Below are 20,720 nucleotides of genomic sequence, written 5' to 3'. Positions count from 1 at the left end.
CGGGGCGCGAGGGACCGGGCCCGGCTCAGAACCGTTCCGGGAAGATCAGGGCGATCACGAGGTAGCCGATCAGACTGAGGGCGACCAGCAGGCCCACCACGTTCTCGACGGTCATGGGAGCGACTCCTTCAGGGTGCCGCGGACGCGCTCGCAGCGGGTCCGGCGGGCGGGGGTGGTGCTTCCACGGAACCCCGGGCGGAGCGGGCGCGTACCGGTCTTGACGGTGCCTTGTCGGCCGGGCCGGTGACGTTGACACCCTGTTGACGCGCGGACGCGGGCGGGTTCCGCCGGACGGGTGGGGTCGCCCACCGCTCGCCGTGGGGCCTCGGCGACCGGGCGGAGAGCGGTCCCCGTCAGTCGGTGCACCCAACACCTACCCCGCTATGAACCCCGTGTATACACCGTGCGTATAGTGACGGCCATGCACGAGACCGATCAGCTCGACGCCACGACGGCGCCCCAGGAATCCACCACGGCGGACAAGACGGAAAAACGACGTTTCAGGTTGCGTCCGCGCACGGTGGTGATCGCTGTGGCGGTCCTCACAGCCGGGGCGCTGGCCGCCGTGGGCATCGTCGACTGGCTCCGCATCGACACGGAGTCGCCCGCCGACGTCCGCTCCGCCGCGGGCGACGACGGCAAGGGCGCCTTCGGCTCCGTCGACTGCCGCGAGAAGAAGTGCATAGCCCTGACCTTCGACGCGGGCCCGGGCAAGTACACCCCGCGACTGCTGCGCATCCTGAAGGAGGAGAAGGTCCCCGCGACCTTCTTCCTGCTCGGCCGCAAGCACATCGACACCTACCCCGAACTGGTCAAGCAGATGGCCGCGGAGAAGCACGAGATAGCCAGCCACACCTGGACGCACCGCAACCTCACCGACCTCTCCACCGACGAGGTGCGCGAGGAACTGGAGCGGACCAACACCGCGATAGAGAAGCTGATAGGCCGCAAGCCGACCCTGATGCGACCGCCGCAGGGGCGGACCGACGACGACGTGAACGAGATATCCCGCGACCTCGGCCTCTCCGAGGTGCTGTGGACCGTCACGGCCAAGGACTACAAGACCAACGACTCGGACCTCATCGAGGAGCGCGTCCTCGACCAGGCGGGCCGCGACGGCATCATCCTGCTGCACGACATCTACCGCGGAACGGTGCCCGCCGTGCCCGGCATCATCACCAAACTGAAGTCCCAGGGGTACACCTTCGTCACGGTGCCCCAGCTCTTCGCACCGGGCGTCCCGGAACCGGGCAAGGTCTACCGCTGAGCCCCGCGGCCGATGAGCCGGGGAACCCCCGACCGGGGACCTACCATCGGGGCATGGCCCTCGTCGCGCTGGAACGCACCACCCCTCTCGGGCCCGTCGAGGCCTGGGAACGGCTGGTGGACTGGGAACGGCACGGTGCGTTCGTCCCGTGCACCCGGCTCACCGTGACCACCGCCCCGCCCGTGGGCCGGGGCACCCGACTGGTGGCCAGGACCGCGATCGGCGGGCTCGGGGTCGACGATCCGATGGAGATCGTCGAGTGGGTGCCGCCGCAGCAGGACCGGGCCGGGCACTGCCGGCTGGAGAAGCGGGGGACGTGGGTGCGCGGCTGGGCCGAGATCCACGTCCGGCCCGACCCCCGCGGCAGCCGGGTGTCGTGGCGGGAGGAGATCGGCGTCCGCGGAGTGCCCTCCTGGGGCGACCCGCTGCTCGCGGCGGCCGGCCGCTCGATGTTCGGGCGCACCGTCAACGGACTGCTACGCGGGCGGCGTTAACCCGCCACCCTCCCCACACCACACGCACATATCATCCGTTCATGTCACCGCGCAGCAACTCGCCCACCCCGGAGACCGTCCTCGTCCACGACGGCACGACCGCGCGGTTCGACGGGGCGCGACTGCTCATCGTGCGCCAGCGCACCACCTGGACCATTCCGGTGCGCGCCCTGCGCTCCACGGACCTGCGGTCCGACGGCACGGTGCGGGTGGAGATCAGCGGCCCGGCCGACGCCGCCGCACACGGCCTCGATCCCGTCCTGGAACTGCGCGGGCCCAACCGCCGGGCGGCCGAGGCCTTCTTCGCACAGCTACGGCCCGCCATCGCCCGGGCGGTCACCCACTCCAACGGCCACTCCCTGGTGGACCGGTACGACGCGTCCTCGACCCGCAGCGAACTGTCGCCCGGGATGCGCCGCGCGCTCCTCATCACCGGCCTGGTCCTGCTGTACTACGCGGTACTCGTCGTGACCGACTGGTTCGTGACCCGGACCCTCTGGCTGGCCATGATCCTCACCTTCGTGAGCGGCACCGCCGGAATCGGCGGCGGGATCACCCTGTGGCGGGTCGGGCGCCGGTTCCGGTCGCTTCGGCTGCTGCGCCGACGCGGGATCACCGTGGTCGGCACGGCCACCGGCCGGGTGCGGATCTGGAGCGACGGGCTCCACCTGTGGGAGTTCTCGCTGATGGACTTCACCACGGTCGACGGGAGGCGGATGAAGGAGGTGCACTCCGTCGTCACCGTCTGGTGCCTGTCCGAGGCGGCACGGGGCCCCGTAGAGCTGACCTACGACCCGGAGCACCCCACCCGGGCCAGCCGGCGCCCCACCGTCGGCTTCGTCGCCCGGACGCTGCTGCTGGCCACGATCGGCCTGGTGCTGTGCGGGGCCTTCGTCCTCGCGCACCTCGTGGCGTTCACCGCCTGAGTGGCCGCCGAGGCCCCCGGCGGTTGGCTGGCCCGCACCCCGGTCTTGTAGATTCGTATGAAGAACAGGACACGGGGTTCCCACGGCTCCCGGACGTTCGACCGGAACCACAGGGCGCCGGTCACCTCGGAACACAGACGGACGGATCGGCGGCGACACCATGCGGCTGCGCGCACTGTTGGACACGGACGCGCTGGGGCTGCGGCTACTCGGCGGCGAGGACGAGCTGGACCGCACGGTGCGCGGGGTGATGACCACCGACCTGCGGGACCCCAGCCGCTATCTGTCGGGCGGCGAGCTGGTGCTCACCGGGCTCGCCTGGCGGCACGACCCCGACGACTCCGAACCGTTCGTCCGCATCCTGGCCGCCGCAGGGGTCGCCGCGTTGGCCGCCGGCGAGGCCGAACTCGGGGACGTGCCCGAGGACCTCGTACGGGCCTGTGCCCGGCACCGGATACCGCTGTTCGCGGTCAACGAGCGGGTGGCCTTCGCGACCATCACCGAACACGTCGTCCGGCAGGTGTCCGGCGAACGCGCGGGCGACCTCGCGGCCGTGGTGGACCGGCACCGACGGCTGATGACCCCCGGCCCCGCCGGCGGCGGCCCGGACGCGGTGCTGGAGCTGCTCGGCACCGACCTGGACCTACGGGCCTGGGTGCTGTCGCCGACCGGTCGACGGATCGCGGGGCCGCACACCGCCGGACGCACCCTGTCCGAGGAGGCGTCCGCCGCCCTCGCGACGGCCCACCTGGCCGCGGCCCGCACGGGCCGCCGCGGCCCGTACCGGACCCGGGTCGGTGACGCCCCCTACGCCCTGTTCCCGGTGCGCGGCGGACGCGGCGGCGCACCGGCCGGCGGCCCGGGCGCCCACGAAGGGGCACTGGCGGAGTGGGTGCTCGCGGTCGCGGCGGACACCTCGGACTGGCCCGAGGAACGACTCGACCTGCTGCACGGGGTGACCCAGCTGATCGCGGTGGAGCGGGACCGCAGGGACGCGGCGCGCACCGTGCGGCGCCGGCTCGCCCACGAGGTGCTGGAACTGGTGCGCTCGGACGCCGCACCGACCGAGATCGCGGCACGGCTCAGGGTGGCCGCCCCGGTCCTGCTGCCCGGACTCGCCGGGGCACCGCGCTGGCAGGTGGTGGTGGCCCGGGTCCAGTGGGCGGGAGCCCGGGACCAGCGCGACGAACGCGAGGAGCGGAGCACCGAGGCGGGCGACGGCGAGCGCAAGGGCGCCGAGGAGCGCGGCCGGCTCGCGCGGGCCCTGCTGGAGGAGATCCTGGTCGACCCGCTCGCCACCGGCACCGAGCCCGCCGATCGGATCGCGGTCGCGTACACCGGGGACGAGGCCGTCGCCCTGGTGCCGCTGCCCTCCACCGCCGCCGGATCGCCCGAGCCGACCGACGCCACGGAAGCCGATGCCGGTGACGGCGCCCGGGGCGGCGAGCTGGTGGCCGATCTGCTGTTGCGGTCGGTGCGGGAGCCGCTGGCCGCGGGGCTCGGCGCGGACGGACGGCTCACGCTCGGGGTGAGCGCGGCCGTGCACTCGGCCGAGGGACTGCGCGGGGCGCTGGAGGAGGCCCGGCACGCCCGGCGGGTCGCCGCCGCACGACCGGGACCGGTCAGCGCGGCGGGCCACCAGGAACTGGCCTCGCACGTCCTGCTGCTGCCGTTCGTCCCGGACGACGTGCGCCGGGCGTTCACCGCACGACTGCTCGACCCGCTGCGGGAGTACGACCGTCGGCACCGGGCGGACCTGGTGGAGACCCTGGAGGCGTTCCTCGACTCCGACGGCTCCTGGACCCGCTGCGCGGCCCGGCTCCACCTCCACGTCAACACGCTGCGCTACCGCGTCGGGCGTATCGAGCAGTTGACGGGACGGGACCTGTCCCGGCTGGAGGACAAACTCGACTTCTTCCTCGCCCTGCGGATGAGCTGACGCCCCAAGGGCCCCGTCCGTTCCGCGGCGTCGCTTCTACCCCGGTCGAGCGGGTTTCGCACCCCGAGGCTTTGTGAAAACTTTCACCCACCCCCTTGGCCCGGCCCGCCGATCCGTGCTGAGATTCCGCATCGGCTCTGGAAACGCGGGACATGCTCGGGGAGGGCAATGTGGCGTTTACCGCCATGTCTGGTTCAGGAACGACCGAGGGTGACGATCCGCTCCAGATCGCCGTATGGCGGTTGCGTTCACGCGCCTGTTGGAGCGACGCCGCGGCACTGCTGGAACGACGGGCACGGGCGGACGCGGGAGCCGCGCTCCAGCGGGTCGCCCTGTTCGTCGAACGGTGCCTCTACACCGAACAGGGATGGGCGGAGGCCGAGGACGCGCTGCGCACCGCCGAGGCACTCGCCCGCAGCGACGACGAACGCGGCGCCGCGGCCTGCGAACGCGGACAACTCGCGTACGCGGCGACCCTCCTCGGGGTCCGGGACCGCGCCGACGAGGCCCGGTCCGCCCTGGGGCGGGCCGCCGCGCTGATCGCGCCCGGAGCGCCGGCGCGCGCCCTGCTGGACTACCGCCGGGGTCTGATCGCCGAGAACCTGGCGGACTCCCCGCAGGCCGCCCGCGCCGCCTACCGGCGCGCCCACGCCGGGGCCACCGCCGCCGGGGACGCGCTGCTGCTCTCCTTCACCTGGCGCCAGCTCGCCGGGCTCGCCCTCCAGGACGGCGAACTCGCGGAGGCTCGGCACGGCTTCGCCGAATCGCTGCGCATCCGCGAGGAGCTCGGCTACCTGGTGGGCACCGCGCCGGCGCTCGCCTCCCTGGCCACCGCCGAAACGGAGCCGGAGGCGACCCGGCTGCGCCAGGAGGCGGGACGACTGCTGCGGCTGCTCGGCGGCGTGCCCACCTGGTTGGCGCAGCAACTGGCGACGGCCCAGGTGGCCGCGGCGAAGCCGGTCTAGCGGCGGGCAGGACCCGACCCGGCAGCGGGCGGCGGGCGCGGGGTCAACAGCCCGCGAAGTGGGCCCGGACCAGCGCCCCGACCGCGGCGGCGTCACGGGCCGTGAGGGCGTCGAGGAGGGCGGCGTGCTGGGCCGCGTCGGTCATCAGGTCGACCCTGCGCATCGACAGCGGCCCGCTGAGCAGGGGCCACTGCGCCCGGCGGTGCAGGTCGTCGACGACCTGGATGAGCTGCTGGTTGCCGGACGGGGCGAGGAGGGCGCGGTGGAAGGCGCGGTCGGCCTCCGCGTAGGCCGCCAGGTCGCCGTCGGCCGCCGCGACCGTCGTCGCGTCCGCCAGGGGACGCAGTGCGACCCAGTGGGACGCGGGCACCACGGTGATCAGCCGCAGCATCACGGGCACCTCGATCAGCGCCCGGACCTCCGCCAGTTCGGCGAGTTGGCGGGCGCTGCGCTCGACGACGCGGAACCCCCGGTTGGGCACCACCTCGACGGTGCCCTCGGCGGCGAGTTGCTGCATGGCCTCGCGCACGGGGGTGGCCGAGACGCCGAGGCGTTCGCCGAGCGCGGGCGCCGAGTACACCTCGCCGGGTACCAGTTCCCCCTCCACGAGGGCGACCCGCAGCGCGGCGAGCACCTGCCCGCGCACGCTGGCCCGGACCACCGGCCTGGGGCGCCGGGGCAACGGGGGCTCCCCGTGGGTGTGCTCGCCCCGGGCCGTCGGGTCCGGGGCGGGGGAACGCGGCTGCGGGGGTATCCGGGCGGGCGGGGCGGCGCGCTCGGGGCGGTGGCCCGGCGCCGGGTTCGCTAACGGGCGCGGGGCGGTACCGAACGGCGGGCTGGACGCCTCGTCGCCCGCCGCGCCGGGGCCTGTCGAGCCCCGTGCGGGGAGCGGTCCGGGACGGGTCATCGTGGTCCTCCTCCGGCGCTCGTGCGCTGCGGCGGCCACTCGGCCGCACCCGGAGAACGATAGGGGGCGGGCCGTCACTTCACACCACGATCATATCGGGTAAGGTTACCCTAACCTGTAGGCATTCGTGATTCGGTGGTCCCCATGAGCGCACCCGCACCGGCCGCGGACGCCTCCCGTCCGGGTGACGCCCCCCGGGGCGCCCCGGTCGAAGACTGCCTGCTCGGCGGGGGCGTGCCGGCCGTCCCGCCCCCGCCCCACCCCTCCCCCGTCGCCGCGGCGTACGCCCGACTGACCGAGGTGTTCCCGGGACTGCGGATCGACGAGCTCGCGCCCGGGGAGCAGCAGCCGGAGGGCGGCGGCTGGGTGTCCGCCACGCGGCTGGCCGAGGGCGGCAGCGCTCTCGACGCCTTCCTCGCCTGGGACGAGGCGCAGGTCCGCAAGGACTACGGCCAGCCGGCCCGCCCCGACGTCGTGGCGACGTTCGGGCTCCACCGCTACGCGTGGCCCGCCTGCCTGCTGGTCACCGTGCCGTGGTTCCTGCACCGCCGGGTCCCCCGGTTCCCGGCCGGACGTGTCTCCTTCCAGCGGGCGCTGGGCCGGATGTCGGTGCGCACCGGGGCGTTCGCGTGCCTGCCCGACGACCCGCTGTCGGGCCACCCCGACGCCCGGGTCGTGGCCGACGAGGAGGCCCTGCGCGAGGAGGTGCGGGCGGCGGTCGCCGAACACCTGGAGCCGCTGCTCGACGGATTCGGTCCGCGGATGCGCCGCCGGGGCAGGGCGCTGTGGGGCATGGCGACCGACGAGGTCGTCGAGAGCCTCTGGTACGTCGCGCACCTGATGGGCGAGGAGCAGCGGGCCATGCGCGAGCTGGAGGCGCTGCTGCCCGGTGCGACGCGACCGTTCGTCGGGGCGGCCGGATTCCGGACGTTGACGGGTCTTCAGGGGCAGTCTTTGCCAACCCGCGACCGCGCGAGCTGCTGTTTGTTCTATACGCTGCGGCCCGAGGAAACCTGCGTCACGTGCCCCCGGACGTGCGATGGCGATAGGGTGTCAAGGCTCAGTGAGGCAGCTTCCTCCTGAACGACCCGTACCGGTACTGTGATGCGAACTCAACTCGCATCACTCGCGCGGGAGTTCGGGTGGGCGGCGGCACGTGGCGGTTCCCCACACCCCCTTGGCGTTCTCTTGCACCGAAACCTCCTGAGCAACCCCGGGTTTGAGGAACGATGGCGCCCGAAAAGCCCTACTGCGACGCAAGGGACGCGTGATGAGATTGACCGACATATCGCTTAACTGGTTGCTTCCGGGCGCCGTACTGCTCCTGGGCATACTGGCGGCGGTAGCGGTGCTGACGCGGTCCAAGCGGGCCAAGGACCCCGCCAACAAGGCCGTGGACGACTCCTGGGAGCGCAGCGAGGAGCGCCGGCGGCGCAAGGAAGCGATGTACGCCACCGCTTCCTACGTGTTGCTGTTCTGCTGTGCCGCGGTCGCTGCCGCGCTGTCCTTCCACGGGCTGGTGGGCTTCGGCCGGCAGAACCTGAACCTGTCCGGCGGCTGGGAGTACCTCGTCCCGTTCGGTCTGGACGGCGCGGCCATGTTCTGCTCCGTCCTCGCCGTGCGCGAGGCCAGCCACGGTGACGCGGCGCTCGGTTCGCGGCTGCTGGTGTGGACGTTCGCCGGTGCGGCGGCCTGGTTCAACTGGGTGCACGCACCGCGCGGCCTCGACCACGCGGGCGCTCCGCACTTCTTCGCCGGGATGTCCCTGTCGGCGGCCGTGCTCTTCGACCGCGCGCTCAAGCAGACCCGTCGTGCTGCGCTCCGCGAGCAGGGCCTGGTGCCCCGTCCGCTGCCGCAGATCCGGGTGGTCCGCTGGCTGCGTGCGCCGAGGGAGACCTTCGCCGCTTGGTCGCTGATGCTGCTCGAAGGCGTCCGCACCCTCGACGAGGCCGTGGACGAGGTGCGCGAGGACCGTCGCCAGAAGCTGCACAACCGTCAGGTCCGGCGTGAGCAGGAGAAGCTGAAGCGTGCTCAGCTCAAGGCCATAAGCCGTAGCCACCACCGGGGCGTCCTGACCCGCGGTGGCCGCCAGGTGGAGGTGCAGCCCGCGGTGACGGCGGGCACGGGGTCGGCCCAGTCCGGCGCGGACCCCGCTATACCGGAGGAACAGCTGCCCTCTCCCACTTCCCCGCGTTCCCTCACCCCCGTCCGCCGCGGCGGTGAACCCATCACCGTCGACTTGACGGCCGAGGACGACACCCAGGCCCTACCGAGGCTCGATTCGCTGGAGCGCAAGCTCAAGGACCTGGAGCAGCAGTTCGGCTGAGGACCTTTCACGGGTTCCGGCCGGTCCGGGAACGGGCGCCTTCCGGGGCGGTGGCACACGGCGCGAGCCGGGGCCACCGCCCCGGCGTCGTTCCCGCCACCGCCGGTTCAGGGGTGGCCGGCCTCCAGCTCGAACCAGACCGTCTTGCCGATGCCGAGGCCCCGTACGCCCCACCGGTCGGACAGCGATTCCACCAGCATCAGCCCCCGGCCGCCCGTCGCCTCGTGCGGCACCGGTCCCCGGGGGCGCGGGCGGTAGCGGACGAAGTCCCGCACCTCGACCCGTAGCCGCCTCGGTCCGGCGGCCACCCGCAGCACGGCGGCACGGTCCGTGTGGACCAGTGCATTGGTGACCAGCTCGCTGGTGAGCAGTTCGGCGGTCTCCGCCTGGCCGGGGCGCCCCCAGTGACCGAGGAGTTCCCGTACCGCGCGGCGCGACTCCGGGACCGCCCGCAGGCCGTCCGTCCGGGAGAACCTCCGCTTCAGCCGCCGCACCCTCGCCCGCCCCGCCATGGCCCCCGCCCCCATGCTGTGTCCGCCTCGCCTTCCGCGCATCGTTCGAACGCCTACACCGGAATGCATGCCCGCCACGGTCGCCAGCACACCTGGGGGTCGCCGGCCCGCGCCCGGCTGACCACGGCGATTACCTGACGGGTAATCGCCACGCCCCCGGGGGGTGGAACAGACTTCGGGCATCACGACGGAGCGCGCGATGCAGGCGCTCGTTGTCGTCCGAGCACCTGCCCATCGGGAGAAGAACCACAGTGAAGCGCCTCGTCTCCACCGCCCTCGTGACCGCCCTCGGCACCGCCGCCCTGGCGGTCCCCGCCTCCGCCGCCCCCGCGGACGGGGTGCCGACGACCGACTTCAGCGTGACGGCCACCGGACCCGAGCGGGCCACGCCGGGCGAGACGGTGGAGTACGTCGTCACCGTCACCAACAAGGGGCCCGGCGCCGCCCCCACGATCGTCGGCGTGTGGCTACCCAAGGGCTCCAGCGAGATCACCTACGCCTCCCGGCGCGTGGCGAGGAACTCGATCATGCTGAACACCTTCAACCCGGGCGAGGTCCGGAAGTTGAAGATCACGGCGAAAATGGGCAGCCGAGACAACCAGATGGAGCTGCCGGCGGCCTTCGGAACGTACTCGGGGCCGAAGAACGAACCCTTCTACAAGGAATCGAACATGGGGGACGACTACTCCCACGTGACGACCGTCAACGAGAAGGGCGATCCCTTCCAGGGCCCCGACGCCCAGCTCGGCTTCACCGGGGAGATCGGCGCCGGGGACCAGGAGGGTGACCTGGTCACACAGCAGCTGACCTTCACCAACACCGGTCGCCACCGCACCTCGGTCCTCGAACTGTCGGGCCGCGTCCACCCTGGGTCAGGCACCATCGTCGAGGTGACCGGGCTGGAGGACGCCCGCGGAGTGATCTCGACGGTGGGCTTGCAGTACACGGTGCCCGCCCTCGACCCCGGCAAGACCCGTGTGGTCGTCATCACGACGAAGATCACGCCCACCGCCGGGGGGATCGGCGGCAAGTACTTCGTGGGCGCGGCCAAGGGCGGCGACCAGGAACTCGACCTGCGCCGCTGACCCGTCCCCCGCCCCCGCCCCTTCACCGGGGCCACCGAGACGCGCTCCGGGGCCCGTCCCACACCCGGGCCCCGGAGCGTCCTTCCACACTGGAGCACACCGTGCGACGCCTCACCTCCACCACGATCGTGACCGCCCTGGGCGCCACCGCGCTGCTGGTCCCCGCCAGCGCGGCCCACGCCCACGAATACGAGTACGACACCGTCCAGACCGACATCGGCGTGACGGCCGTCGGCCCGGAAGCGGCGACCCCCGGGGATGCGGTCACCTACACCCTCAAGGTCACCAACTGGGGCCGCGCGGCGACCTCCACGTTCGTGCGGCTCACCCTGCCGACCGGGACCACCGACGCCACCCACGAGGACCGCCCCGTCGTGACCAACCGGCTCCTGGTGAACAATCTGCCCCCCGGCGAGACCGACACGTTCAAGGTCACGGCCAAGATCGGCAGCCACGGGAACGCCAAGGACCTGCCCGCCAACTTCGTGGTCGACGGGGGCGAGGGTGACTTCCCCCTCTACCGGGACACGAACCCGAGCAACGACACCGTCAACGTCACCACCAAGAACACCAAGGAGGTCGTCGGGCCCCGGCTCAGCCTGAAGGGCGTGCTCAAGGGCATCAAGCAGACTGGGCGGACGCACGTGCACAAGGTCACGGTCACCAACACCGGTGACGCACCGACCGAGCGGGTCCAGTTCACGGGTTCGATGCACCCCAAGTCCAAGGGCGTCTTCGGGGTGCAGGGAGTGAAGGGCGCCAACGGCACGTTCAACTCGACGGGGCTGAGCTACTCGCTGCCCGCACTGAAGCCCGGCGCCTCGCGAGTGATCACCGTGGGCGTGCGGACGACCAAACAGCCCGGTGGCTTCGGCGGGTTGTACACGGCGGGGGCCGGCACCACGGACGTCGACCTCGACCTGCGCGGCTAGGCCCTCCCCTACGGGCCCGGCCCCGGGGCCGGTGTTCCTGCCGGGCCGGGGGGCTCGACAGGACGAACCGGGCCGCCCCGACCTGGAGCGAGCTGACCGGCTCGCTCACGGTCGGGGCACGTTGCGGAGGTTGGAGCGTGCCATCTGGACCATCCGGCCGACCCCGCCGTCCAGCACCATCTTGGAGGCGGAGAGGGCGAAGCCGGTGACCATCTCGGCACTGATCTTCGGAGGGATGGACAGGGCGTTGGGGTCGGTGACGACGTCCACCAGGGCCGGGCCCTTGTGTCGGAACGCCGCCTTCAGCGCGCCGGGGAGGTCCTTGGGCTTCTCCACCCGTACCCCGTAGGCACCGCAGGCCCGGGCGACGGCGGCGAAGTCCGGATTGACGTTGTCGGTCCCGTACGAAGGCAGACCCGCGACCAGCATCTCCAGGTCCACCATGCCGAGCGACGAGTTGTTGAAGAGGACCACCTTCACCGGCAGGTCGTGTTGTACGAGGGTCAGGAAGTCGCCCATCAGCATGGTGAACCCGCCGTCCCCGGACATCGACACCACCTGACGGTTCCGGTCGACGAACTGCGCACCGATCGCCTGCGGCAGCGCATTGGCCATCGAACCGTGCGAGAACGAACCGATGATGCGCCGGCGGCCGTTGGGCGAGAGGTAGCGGGCCGCCCACACGTTGCACATCCCGGTGTCGACCGTGAACACCGCGTCCTCGGCCGCCAGGTCGTCGAGGACGGAGGCGACGTACTCGGGGTGGATGGGGACGTGCTTGTCCACCTTGCGGGTGTACGCCTTGATGACGCCTTCGAGGTCGTCGGCGTGCTTCTTCAGCATCTTGTCGAGGAAGCGGCGGTTGCGCTTCTCCGCGACCCGCGGCAGCAGGCACCGCAGCGTCTCCCGGACGTCCCCCCACACCGCGAGGTCCAGTTTGGAACGCCGTCCGAGCCGCTCGGGGCGCACGTCGACCTGGGCGATCCGCGCCTTGTCCGGCAGGAACGCGTTGTACGGGAAGTCCGTGCCGAGCAGGATCAACAGATCGCACTCGTTGGTCGCCTCGTAGGCCGCCCCGTACCCGAGCAGACCGCTCATGCCCACGTCGTACGGGTTGTCGTACTGGATCCACTCCTTGCCGCGCAGGGCGTGGCCGACCGGCGCTTTGATCCGTCCGGCGAACTCCATCACCTCGGCGTGCGCCCCCGCGGTGCCGCTGCCGCAGAAGAGCGTGACCTTGTCGGCGGCGTCGATCATCCGGACCAGCTTGTCGATCTCCCCGTCGCCGGGCCGGACGGTGGGCCGGGAGGTGACGAGCGCGCTCTCGGCGGCCCGGTCCGGTGCGGGTTGGTCGGCGATGTCCCCGGGGAGCGACACCACGCTCACCCCGCCCTGTCCGACGGCGTGCTGAATGGCCGTCTGGAGCAGCCGGGGCATCTGCCGCGGGTTGGAGATCAGTTCGCTGTAGTGGCTGCACTCCCGGAACAGCTGATCGGGGTGGGTCTCCTGGAAGTACCCCAGACCGATCTCGCTGGACGGGATGTGGGAGGCGAGGGCGAGCACGGGCGCCATCGAACGGTGGGCGTCGTACAGGCCGTTGATCAGGTGCAGGTTGCCCGGCCCGCAGGACCCGGCGCAGGCCGCCAACTGCCCGGTGACCTGGGCCTCAGCACCGGCAGCGAAGGCGGCGGTCTCCTCGTGGCGGACGTGCACCCAGTCGATGTCCGAGCTGCGCCGGACGGCGTCGACCACCGGGTTCAGGCTGTCGCCCACCACCCCGTACAGCCGTTTGACGCCCGCGCGCGTGAGGATGTCGACGAACTGTTCGGCGACGTTCTGCTTGGCCATGGATCCACGTGCCCCGTCCGTGCCGCGGGCGGCGGTCCGCGGAGCCGCACGCCCTGAGTTTCCGGTCGTCCACGCCGGCTTCCCGTTTCCGGTCGCGGTATGCGTTGGCTCCATGAAGGCACAGGTGACGGGTTCACGCCTCCCAGACCGCTGCCGCCGTCCTGTCGTCGGCGTAGCCCTTGACCCGGACGGTGGCGTCCGCGAGGAAGGCGGCGAGGCCCGGTGGTCCGTCTACCCAGCGCCCGGCCAGGTGGGTGGCGAGGGCTTCCTCGCCGCGCAGCGGTGCGGCGAGGCCCTCCGAGCAGAGCAGCAGGGCATCCCCCGGGCGGGCGACGGAGGCGCGGAAGCGGAACGGGTCGCGGGCGGGTTCGGGGGCCGGTCGGTACGGGCTCGGGGGCGTGCTGATGCGGAGGTCCATGGTCAGGCGGTCGTCCCCGGCGGGCTCGGCCGCGTCCTCGGTCGAGGAAGCGGGCCCCGGCCCGGGCCCAGGCGCGGTCCCGGGACCGCCGGCGGGATCGCTCGGGGGCGAGCCGAAGCCGACGACCGGTTCCCCCACGGTGTCGGTGAGCCGCGGTTCGATGTCCTGCCAGACGCCCTCGCGCAGCCGGAACAATCCGCCCTCCCCCGCGCCGAAGAACACCCGGACCCGGCAGCCGGGGTCGGCCGGGAGCAGCAGACAGCGCAGGCTCGCCACGGGCTCCTCGGCGGCGTCGGGGTCGCCGGCCCGGGCCCGTGAGGTGCCGAGGCTGCGGTCGGTGAGCCGGTGCAGTCCGGACTTCAGGTCGCCCCGGCTGCCGGCGCGGATGTCCGCCGCGAGCCGCGCGTGGTTGCGGCCGACGGCCCGGGCTATCCGCTCGGTCGCTTCGGCGGCGGCCCGGTGGGCACCCGCCGCGGCGCGCGCCCCGGTCGCCACGGCGATCAGCACCAGGGCCTGTTGGCCGGTGCCGAAGCGGGCGGTCAGCAGGGCGTCCCTGCGGTGCTCGCCCCGGTACCGGGCGGAGTCGCCCCGGGTGGAAACGGCCCGTAGGGTGCTGGCGCCGTAGCGGGCTCCGTCCAGGACCGTGTCGGCGACGAGGTCCCGCAGGGTGTCCGGGTCAGCGACGGGCAGTGCGGTCGGCTCGGCCTCGTAGGTGGGTGGCCGGTCGCCCAGGTGACCCACCTGCGACGGAAGCGGAACGGGGGCCACCGTCTCGTCACCGGCGCCTCCCGGTGCTCCGGAGGGGTCGCCCTTGCCCCGGCCGAACCGCCCCAACCGGAAGGTGCGGGGTTCGGAGGCGGAGCCTTCGGGCTGCCAGGGCGGGCGGGAGCTCCGCGGTACCCGGGGGTCCGCGGCGGCCGGTGGGCGGACCGCCGGGGCATTCGCGGCATCCGGTGCGGGCGGTGCATCCGGTGCGGGTGAGGCGGGTGAGGCGGGTGCGACGGATGACGGCTTGGTTCCGGGCGGGGGCGACGCGGCCCGGGGCGCGGTGTCCGTCCGGGCGGGCGCCGTCGGGTCCGGCGGGGCGGAGTCGCGGGGAGCGGGGGTCTTCTCGGGCGCGACTACTGACGGGCGGTCGCACGGCGCGACGGACGCTTCTTCGCCCCTCGGGTCCGGGGTGGTGGCGGCCCCGGACGTGCCGGAACCTTCCGCATCGGCGGCGGCGTCGGACGTGCCCTCGGATGCGGACACGGCGGCGGTCGCGCCGGTGGTTCCGGCGTCGGCTGCGTCAGTGGCTGCGCCGGTGGTCGTGTCCGTGGCTCCGGGGGCGCGCGACGGCGGGACCGGGCCCGCGGATTCCGCCGGCGCCACGGCTTGCGTCCCGGTGGTGCGCGAGGCCCCCGCGCCGTCCTGACCGTCCGCGGGGCCCGGGGCCACCTGCGGCCAGCCGGCGTACAAGTCGCCCCACCAGTCGTCGTCTTGGCGGGCCGACGGCCGCTCCCCCTGCTGGCTCATGCCGACATTGTCCACGGCTTCCGGCGCCCGAAAACGGTCATTCAGAAAATCAGCCGATCCATAAGAAGATGAATCGACAAAGCGAGCCTTCGTCGAAGGTGCGCCCCCGATCGGCGCCCCGCCCGCGGCCGTCGTCCCACCTCAGCGCCGTGCGCCGACGGCCGATCGGCCCTCCGTCGCGCTCACGACCCCCATCGGGCGCACCGCAGGGAAGCCGGCGCGAACGCCGGCGCAGGCGTACGGACGCCGTTCGCCCGGTCGCCCAAATTGGCCGAAGTGCATCCGTTCCCGATCTCACGACACCCCACGACACCCCTCAGGCCCACGAACATCACGGAACCACCACAACCACCTCATTCCGGGCGGGGTCGAGCAACCGGGAGGGGCCGCCTTGCGCCCGGGACGGGAAAAGCGGCGATGATGAACGCGAACGGTGAACGTACGGGGAGGAAAGCCGTCTCATGCTGTCCGCGTTGGGCCTGGACGAGGTGCACGAAACGGCGTACCGCGCCCTGGTTTCGGTGGGCGCCGCAGACGTGCCCGATCTGGCCCGCCGGCTGACCCTCGGCGAACCCGCCACCGACCGGGCGCTGCGCCAACTGGAACGGCACGGGCTCGCCGCGCAGGCGACGGGACGGCCCGGCCGGTGGGTGGCCGCTCCCCCCGAGGTCGCGCTGGGCGCACTGCTGGCCCGACGGCGCCAGGAACTCGAACGCGCCGAACTGTCGGCGGCGTTGCTCTCCCAGGAGTACCGGGCGCGGGAGGTGGAACCCGCCGTCCACGACCTGGTCGAGGTGGTCACGGGGCGGGGCGCCATCGCCCAACGCTTCCTCCAGCTCCAGCTCGGGGCGACCGAGGAGGTCTGCGCCCTGGTGACCGGCGACCCGATCGCCGTCTCGGGGGCGGACAACGAGGCCGAGGCCGAGGCGGCCGGCCGGGGCGTGGCGTACCGGGTGGTGGTCGAGCAGGAGGTGCTGTCCCGACCCACGGGAGTGCGTGACCTCTCCGCGGCGCTCGGTCGGGACGAGGAGATCCGGGTCGCCGACCGGGTCCCCACCAAGCTGCTGATCGCCGACCGGTCGCTGGCGATGGTGCCGCTGACCGCGCGGACGGCCGAGCCCTCGGCGCTGGTCGTGCACGACTGCGGTCTGTTGGAGTCCCTGTCGGGACTGTTCGAAGCGGTGTGGCGGCACGCCCTGCCGCTGCGGTTGGGCCGGGGCGGCACGGTCGCGACGCACCCGCAGGGCACCGGTGAGGACCCGGACGGCCCGGACAGCACCGATCTGGAGGTCCTCTCCCTGCTGCTGGCGGGCCTGACCGACGCGAGCGTGGCCAAGCAGTTGGACCTGGGGCTGCGCACGGTGCAACGACGGGTCCGGCGGCTGATGGAACTGGCGGACGTGACGACCCGGCTCCAGCTCGGCTGGCACGCCTACGAGCGCGGCTGGGTGGCCCGCACCCGCTGACGGGCGCCGGTGGACGCCCTCCGGCACGCTGGGCTGATGGGAGCGTGGGAACTCCTCCTGGTCGGTGTGGTGCTGTTGATCGGCCTGTGCGGAGTGATGGTGCCGGGCGTGCCGGGATCGTGGCTGGTCTGGGCGGGCGTGGCCTGGTGGGCCGTGCAGGACACCCGGACGGTGGCCTGGGGGTTGCTGGTGGGCGCGACGGTGGTGCTGCTGGTGGCGCAGGCGGTGCGCTGGCAGCTGCCGCCGCGCCGGCTGCGGCAGAGCGGGACCACCCGACGGATGGCCCTGGGCGCGGGGGCGGGCTCGCTCCTGGGGTTCTTCCTGGTGCCGGTGGTGGGCGCGCTGCTCGGCTTCGTCGGGGGCGTCTACCTGGCGGAACGGGTGCGCCTGGGCAGCCACGGCGAGGCCGCCGCCTCCACCCGCAACGCACTGCGGGTGGGGGGCTGGAGCGTGCTCGTGGAGTGGTTCGCCTGTCTGCTGGTCATCGGGGCGTGGCTGGGGGTGCTGGTGTGGGGGTGACCTGCCACGAGGGCCTGTCGTCGAGGGCCTGTCGTCGAGGGCTTGTCGTCGAGGGCTTGTCGTCGAGGCGCCGTCGTCACCCGGACGGCCCAGCGGAGCGCGGTCCCGTGCGGTCGGGCCGCGTCATGCGTGCGGACGGGCGCCTTCGAGGTCCAGCAGGAACGTCTTGCGGTCGAGGCCGCCCGCGTACCCGGTCAGCGAGCCGTCGGCGCCGATGACCCGGTGGCAGGGGCGCAGGACGAGCAGCGGGTTGGCGCCGATCGCACCGCCCACCGCGCGGACGGCGGCCCGGGAGGCGCCCACCTGCGCGGCGATCCGCCCGTACGTGGTGGTGGTCCCGTACGGGACCGCGTCGAGGGCGTCCCAGACCCGCCGGCGGAAGTCGGTGCCCGCCGGGCGCAGTGGGAGCCGGAACGCGGTCAGTTCCCCGGCGAAGTAGGCGGCGAGCTGCTCGCGGGCCGCCCGGAAGGGTTCGTCCGCGCGGCGGCGTGCGGGTCCCGCGGACCGGCCGCCCTTCTGCCCGGGGACGGACAGGGAGGTGAGGGCACCGTCCTCGTCGGCGGTCAGGAGCAGCTCCCCGAGGGGGCTGTCGACCGTGGTCCACGGGGATTCGGTGGCCCGGAGGGATGCGGTGGTCGCTGCGGTCATGGTGATCACGTACTCGCTTTCGCAGGGGCGGGGCATGGCTCGCCAGCGGCTCGGGCCGCGTGCAGGTGCCGTAGGGCGTAGGACCGCCAAGGGCGCCAGGTGTCCGACACCGGCACGTCGGGCGGGGCGACGTCGGGGTCGCCGAGGGCGCGGACCCGGATCTCCGCGACGGTCCGGGCGTCGAGTCCGGGCAGCCCGAGCAGCGTGCGGTGGGCGGTGTCCCGGTCGGCGCCCGCGTCGAGTCTGAGGGTGCCGTCGGCGAGCGCGGCGCACAGCGTCCCGAGCGCGCCGTCCGGCTCCGCCGCGGTCAGCACGGCGGGCTCCGGGAAGAGGTGGGTGAGGGTGCCGCAGGGCGCGTCCAGCGGCTTGCCGTACCGCTCGACGAGGCGGGCCGCCGCCACCGGGCCGACCAGGGCGCGCACCGCGGCCTCCTCCGGGTCGGCGCTGGCCGGGGAACGCAGGCCCGGCCGGGCGGCGACCGCCGGGGCGAGCCGTGGATCGGCGCCGAGTCGTTCGTCGATGGCGTACGGGTCGGCGTCGAGGTCGAAGAGCCGGCGCAGGCGCTGCACGGCCGTGGTGAGGTCACGCGGGTCGGTGAGCCGCAGACTCGCGTCCAGCCAACCGCCGGGCCGCGTGGCACCGGTGCCCCGACCCGGGGCGGAGCTCCGCTCCTCGACGGTGGCGATCCCCGCGCCGTGCGGCAGCCGCAGGGTGCGCCGGTGGGTCCGACGGCCGGGCACGCCCGTGACCTCTTCGACCCCGGCGACGGCTTGGGCCGCCAGCAGGTCGAAGACGGGGCCGGCCAGGTACGCGCCCCGGTGGGCGAGGCGGAGCGGGATATCCGGCGAGCCGCCCGTGCCGGTGACGGCGGGCCGTCGGGCGCTGCGCGGGGCGACGGCCCGCAGCCGGGTCGGGGTCATGCCGTAGCCGGCCCGCAGGGTGTCGTTGAACTGCCGGACGCTCGCGAAGCCCGCGGCGAACGCGACCTCCGTGACGGGCAGCGCCGTGGTCTGGAGGAGCGTGCGGGCGGTGTGCATGCGCTGGGCCCTGGCCAGGGCGATCGGCCCGGCACCCAGTTCGCCGGTGAGCTGGCGCTGCACCTGGCGGGGGCTGTAGCCGAGCCGGGCGGCGAGGCCGGTGACGCCCTCGCGGTCGACGACGCCGTCGCCGATCATGCGGACCGCGCGGGCCACCGCATCGGCCCGGGCGTTCCACTCCGCGGAGCCCGGCACGGCGTCCGGGCGGCAGCGGCGGCAGGCCCGGTAGCCCGCGCCCTGGGCGGCCGCCGCGGTCGGGTAGAACCGGACGTTCTCGCGCCGGGGCGTGACCGCCGGGCAGCTCGGCCGGCAGTAGATGCCGGTCGTCCCGACGGCGAAGAAGAACTCCCCGTCGAAGCGGCCGTCCCTGCTGCGTACGGCCTCGTACCTGGTCTCGTCGTCGATCACACCACCGATTGTCCCCGGTCCCGGGGCCCGTCGCTGGCGGGAATCGGACACGACGTCCGGAGGGGACGGGGCCACCGCCGGGGGCCACGGCACGGGGCGCAGTGCCCCGGGCGGTGGGCCCCGGCGCCGGCGGAACTCAGATCTGCCCGGTGCGCTTCGCCCGGTAGGCGGCGCGTCCGACGGCTCCCTTCTGCTTCCACTCGCGTCGCAGGTCGGCGCGGGTCCGGGCGTCGGTCTTCGCCACGATGTACCGGTTCTCGCGCAGCAGCTTGCGGAAGCTGTCGAGCCGCCGCTCGGGCAGGAGGCCGTCGGCCACCGCGGCGAGGACCGCGCAGCTCGGCTCGGCCTCGTGCGCGCAGTCGTGGAACTGGCAGCCCCGGGCCAGTTCCTCGATCTCGGCGAACACCCGCTCGACGCCGCTCCCGGCGTCCCAGAGCCCCACGCCGCGCAGTCCGGGCGTGTCGATGAGGGTGCCGCCGCCGGGCAGCAGGAGGAGGTTGCGGGTGGTGGTCGTGTGACGGCCCTTGCCGTCGACGTCCCGGGCCGCCTGGACGACCTGGGCGTCCACCCCGAGGAGCACGTTGGCGAGCGTGGACTTTCCGACGCCGGACTGTCCGAGCAGCACGCTGGTGCCCCCGGCGACCACGGCTGCGAGCACGTCGAGCCCTGCGCCGGTGGTGGCGCTGACCGGTAGGACCGGCACACCCGGAGTGCTGGTCTCCACGTCCCGGACGAGGTGGGACACGGTGGTCGCGTACGGGACGAGGTCGGCCTTGGTGAGGACGACGACGGGCTGCGCACCCGACTCCCAGGCGAGGGCGACGAACCGCTCGACCCGGCCGAGGTCGAGTTGCGCCGCGAGCGACACCGCGATGATCACGAGGTCGACGTTGGCGGCGAGGATCTGCCCCTCGGACCGCTTGGAGGAGGTGGAGCGCACGAACGACCGGCGGCGCGGCAGATAGGCCCGGACGTACCGGGGGTCGCAGCCCTCGGGGTCGATGGCGGCCCAGTCCCCGGTGCAGATGACCTTCAGCGGGTCGCGCGGCACCACGAACTCGGTGTCGGCCCGCACGGTGCCGAAGGGGGTGACGACGTCACAGAGTCCGCGGTCGACGCGGACGACCCGGCCGGGCACCAGACCCTGTTCGGCGTACGGGGCGAAGGCGGCGGCCCAGTCGTCGTCCCAGCCGTAGGGGGCGAGGGCACGGTGTGCGTCGTCGGAGGAAGACATGCTGTTGAGCAAGGTGTGGGACAAGGGGAACCCTTCGAGGGGCGGCCCCGGCAGCGCGCTCGGCGCGCGGATTGCGTACGGGTGTCAGCCGGAGACCACAGGGGTGGAAAGGACGAACTCCTGAGTGCGGGCAGCGCCCGTGACCATGACCGTCACCACTGACCTCACCTCCTGTTCCCTCAACGAACCGACGAACCGACCCGGGTGCGGCGCACGGCCACGTCCCGGCGGAACGGAATGAAGACTAGACGCACCCCACGACCGCGTGCCAGCC

19 protein-coding genes are annotated in these 20,720 nt (G+C 73.4%); 11 read left to right on the top strand and 8 right to left on the bottom strand.

Translation table 11 applies throughout. The features are described from left to right. Window positions 1-25 precede the first annotated feature (25 nt). Window positions 26-115: a K(+)-transporting ATPase subunit F gene (gene kdpF / locus ACFWIA_RS29350; protein WP_385493321.1), complete on the bottom strand. Its 90-nt coding sequence runs from the start codon at window positions 113-115 to the stop codon at window positions 26-28. 306 nt (window positions 116-421) lie between these two features. Here kdpF and ACFWIA_RS29345 point away from each other — a divergent pair, with 306 nt between their 5' ends. The 5 genes from ACFWIA_RS29345 (at window position 422) to ACFWIA_RS29325 (ending at window position 5,591) form a co-directional block, all read left to right on the top strand. Beyond that, on the top strand, window positions 422-1,267 hold the full coding sequence (locus ACFWIA_RS29345) for a polysaccharide deacetylase family protein (protein ID WP_387010248.1): 846 nt from the start codon (window positions 422-424) through the stop codon (window positions 1,265-1,267). A gap of 53 nt (window positions 1,268-1,320) precedes the next feature. After that, window positions 1,321-1,761: an SRPBCC family protein gene (locus tag ACFWIA_RS29340; protein ID WP_387010246.1), complete on the top strand. Its 441-nt coding sequence runs from the start codon at window positions 1,321-1,323 to the stop codon at window positions 1,759-1,761. Between the two features lie 41 nt (window positions 1,762-1,802). Then, entirely contained in the window at window positions 1,803-2,687 is an 885-nt protein-coding gene (locus tag ACFWIA_RS29335; protein WP_387010244.1) for a hypothetical protein, read from the top strand. Between the two features lie 160 nt (window positions 2,688-2,847). After that, the gene (locus ACFWIA_RS29330; RefSeq protein ID WP_387010242.1) at window positions 2,848-4,626 is read left to right on the top strand and encodes a PucR family transcriptional regulator; all 1,779 of its coding nucleotides are present in this window, start codon (window positions 2,848-2,850) and stop codon (window positions 4,624-4,626) included. Window positions 4,627-4,778: 152 nt separating this feature from the next. Then, window positions 4,779-5,591, top strand: coding sequence for a hypothetical protein (locus ACFWIA_RS29325; RefSeq protein ID WP_387010240.1), 813 nt, complete (start codon window positions 4,779-4,781; stop codon window positions 5,589-5,591). A 43-nt stretch (window positions 5,592-5,634) separates the two neighbouring features. Here ACFWIA_RS29325 and ACFWIA_RS29320 read toward each other — a convergent pair whose 3' ends face one another. Continuing rightward, window positions 5,635-6,498 (bottom strand): GntR family transcriptional regulator, encoded by an 864-nt coding sequence (locus tag ACFWIA_RS29320; protein ID WP_387010238.1) that lies wholly within the window; start codon window positions 6,496-6,498, stop codon window positions 5,635-5,637. Window positions 6,499-6,642: 144 nt separating this feature from the next. Between ACFWIA_RS29320 and ACFWIA_RS29315 the strand changes: the two genes are divergently transcribed. Continuing rightward, window positions 6,643-7,581 carry a (2Fe-2S)-binding protein gene (locus ACFWIA_RS29315; RefSeq protein ID WP_387010236.1) on the top strand — a complete coding sequence of 313 codons (939 nt, stop codon included), beginning with the start codon at window positions 6,643-6,645 and terminating at the stop codon, window positions 7,579-7,581. A 187-nt stretch (window positions 7,582-7,768) separates the two neighbouring features. Further along, complete coding sequence (locus ACFWIA_RS29310; RefSeq protein ID WP_387010234.1) at window positions 7,769-8,824, top strand: DUF2637 domain-containing protein; 1,056 nt, start codon at window positions 7,769-7,771, stop codon at window positions 8,822-8,824. Between the two features lie 107 nt (window positions 8,825-8,931). Here ACFWIA_RS29310 and ACFWIA_RS29305 read toward each other — a convergent pair whose 3' ends face one another. Continuing rightward, complete coding sequence (locus tag ACFWIA_RS29305) at window positions 8,932-9,336, bottom strand: ATP-binding protein (RefSeq protein WP_387010267.1); 405 nt, start codon at window positions 9,334-9,336, stop codon at window positions 8,932-8,934. A gap of 251 nt (window positions 9,337-9,587) precedes the next feature. Between ACFWIA_RS29305 and ACFWIA_RS29300 the strand changes: the two genes are divergently transcribed. Both ACFWIA_RS29300 and ACFWIA_RS29295 read left to right on the top strand, forming a co-directional pair. Next, window positions 9,588-10,421, top strand: coding sequence for a hypothetical protein (locus ACFWIA_RS29300; protein WP_387010232.1), 834 nt, complete (start codon window positions 9,588-9,590; stop codon window positions 10,419-10,421). Window positions 10,422-10,522: 101 nt separating this feature from the next. Beyond that, window positions 10,523-11,353, top strand: a complete 831-nt coding sequence (locus ACFWIA_RS29295; RefSeq protein ID WP_387010230.1) for a hypothetical protein — start codon at window positions 10,523-10,525, stop codon at window positions 11,351-11,353. A 105-nt stretch (window positions 11,354-11,458) separates the two neighbouring features. Here the strand turns inward: ACFWIA_RS29295 and ACFWIA_RS29290 are convergent, their stop codons facing one another. Next, window positions 11,459-13,201, bottom strand: a complete 1,743-nt coding sequence (locus tag ACFWIA_RS29290; RefSeq protein ID WP_387010228.1) for a pyruvate dehydrogenase — start codon at window positions 13,199-13,201, stop codon at window positions 11,459-11,461. A gap of 133 nt (window positions 13,202-13,334) precedes the next feature. Further along, window positions 13,335-15,134, bottom strand: coding sequence for a protein phosphatase 2C domain-containing protein (locus tag ACFWIA_RS29285; RefSeq protein ID WP_387010226.1), 1,800 nt, complete (start codon window positions 15,132-15,134; stop codon window positions 13,335-13,337). A gap of 461 nt (window positions 15,135-15,595) precedes the next feature. On the opposite strand from ACFWIA_RS29285, the gene ACFWIA_RS29280 reads away from it, so the two are divergent. Both ACFWIA_RS29280 and ACFWIA_RS29275 read left to right on the top strand, forming a co-directional pair. Beyond that, window positions 15,596-16,600 (top strand): helix-turn-helix domain-containing protein, encoded by a 1,005-nt coding sequence (locus tag ACFWIA_RS29280; RefSeq protein WP_387010224.1) that lies wholly within the window; start codon window positions 15,596-15,598, stop codon window positions 16,598-16,600. A 36-nt stretch (window positions 16,601-16,636) separates the two neighbouring features. Then, the gene (locus tag ACFWIA_RS29275; protein ID WP_387010223.1) at window positions 16,637-17,119 is read left to right on the top strand and encodes a DUF456 domain-containing protein; all 483 of its coding nucleotides are present in this window, start codon (window positions 16,637-16,639) and stop codon (window positions 17,117-17,119) included. Window positions 17,120-17,242: 123 nt separating this feature from the next. Here ACFWIA_RS29275 and ACFWIA_RS29270 read toward each other — a convergent pair whose 3' ends face one another. The 3 genes from ACFWIA_RS29270 to rsgA form a co-directional block, all read right to left on the bottom strand. Next, window positions 17,243-17,767, bottom strand: coding sequence for a methylated-DNA--[protein]-cysteine S-methyltransferase (locus ACFWIA_RS29270; RefSeq protein ID WP_387010221.1), 525 nt, complete (start codon window positions 17,765-17,767; stop codon window positions 17,243-17,245). 5 nt (window positions 17,768-17,772) lie between these two features. Further along, window positions 17,773-19,209: a DNA-3-methyladenine glycosylase 2 family protein gene (locus ACFWIA_RS29265; protein ID WP_387010265.1), complete on the bottom strand. Its 1,437-nt coding sequence runs from the start codon at window positions 19,207-19,209 to the stop codon at window positions 17,773-17,775. 139 nt (window positions 19,210-19,348) lie between these two features. After that, on the bottom strand, window positions 19,349-20,446 hold the full coding sequence (gene rsgA, locus ACFWIA_RS29260; protein ID WP_387010219.1) for a ribosome small subunit-dependent GTPase A: 1,098 nt from the start codon (window positions 20,444-20,446) through the stop codon (window positions 19,349-19,351). Between the last annotated feature and the right edge of the window lie 274 nt (window positions 20,447-20,720).

It is taken from the genome of Streptomyces sp. NPDC127068 (genome assembly GCF_042724695.1).
Lineage (GTDB): Bacteria > Actinomycetota > Actinomycetes > Streptomycetales > Streptomycetaceae > Streptomyces.
Note: the sequence above shows the minus strand (reverse complement) of the source record. Positions and strands in the feature narration are given on the sequence as shown.

What these genes read in the sequence shown, in the direction of transcription:
- ACFWIA_RS29320 (WP_387010238.1), bottom strand. Translation starts at nt 6,498, where the DNA reads ATGACCCGTCCCGGACCGCTCCCCGCACGGGGCTCGACAGGCCCCGGC.
- ACFWIA_RS29310 (WP_387010234.1), top strand. Translation starts at nt 7,769, where the DNA reads ATGAGATTGACCGACATATCGCTTAACTGGTTGCTTCCGGGCGCCGTA.
- ACFWIA_RS29305 (WP_387010267.1), bottom strand. Translation starts at nt 9,336, where the DNA reads ATGGCGGGGCGGGCGAGGGTGCGGCGGCTGAAGCGGAGGTTCTCCCGG.
- ACFWIA_RS29335 (WP_387010244.1), top strand. Translation starts at nt 1,803, where the DNA reads ATGTCACCGCGCAGCAACTCGCCCACCCCGGAGACCGTCCTCGTCCAC.
- ACFWIA_RS29285 (WP_387010226.1), bottom strand. Translation starts at nt 15,134, where the DNA reads ATGAGCCAGCAGGGGGAGCGGCCGTCGGCCCGCCAAGACGACGACTGG.
- ACFWIA_RS29340 (WP_387010246.1), top strand. Translation starts at nt 1,321, where the DNA reads ATGGCCCTCGTCGCGCTGGAACGCACCACCCCTCTCGGGCCCGTCGAG.
- ACFWIA_RS29270 (WP_387010221.1), bottom strand. Translation starts at nt 17,767, where the DNA reads ATGACCGCAGCGACCACCGCATCCCTCCGGGCCACCGAATCCCCGTGG.
- rsgA (WP_387010219.1), bottom strand. Translation starts at nt 20,446, where the DNA reads ATGTCTTCCTCCGACGACGCACACCGTGCCCTCGCCCCCTACGGCTGG.
- ACFWIA_RS29345 (WP_387010248.1), top strand. Translation starts at nt 422, where the DNA reads ATGCACGAGACCGATCAGCTCGACGCCACGACGGCGCCCCAGGAATCC.
- ACFWIA_RS29330 (WP_387010242.1), top strand. Translation starts at nt 2,848, where the DNA reads ATGCGGCTGCGCGCACTGTTGGACACGGACGCGCTGGGGCTGCGGCTA.
- kdpF (WP_385493321.1), bottom strand. Translation starts at nt 115, where the DNA reads ATGACCGTCGAGAACGTGGTGGGCCTGCTGGTCGCCCTCAGTCTGATC.
- ACFWIA_RS29325 (WP_387010240.1), top strand. Translation starts at nt 4,779, where the DNA reads ATGCTCGGGGAGGGCAATGTGGCGTTTACCGCCATGTCTGGTTCAGGA.
- ACFWIA_RS29275 (WP_387010223.1), top strand. Translation starts at nt 16,637, where the DNA reads ATGGGAGCGTGGGAACTCCTCCTGGTCGGTGTGGTGCTGTTGATCGGC.
- ACFWIA_RS29280 (WP_387010224.1), top strand. Translation starts at nt 15,596, where the DNA reads ATGCTGTCCGCGTTGGGCCTGGACGAGGTGCACGAAACGGCGTACCGC.
- ACFWIA_RS29315 (WP_387010236.1), top strand. Translation starts at nt 6,643, where the DNA reads ATGAGCGCACCCGCACCGGCCGCGGACGCCTCCCGTCCGGGTGACGCC.
- ACFWIA_RS29290 (WP_387010228.1), bottom strand. Translation starts at nt 13,201, where the DNA reads ATGGCCAAGCAGAACGTCGCCGAACAGTTCGTCGACATCCTCACGCGC.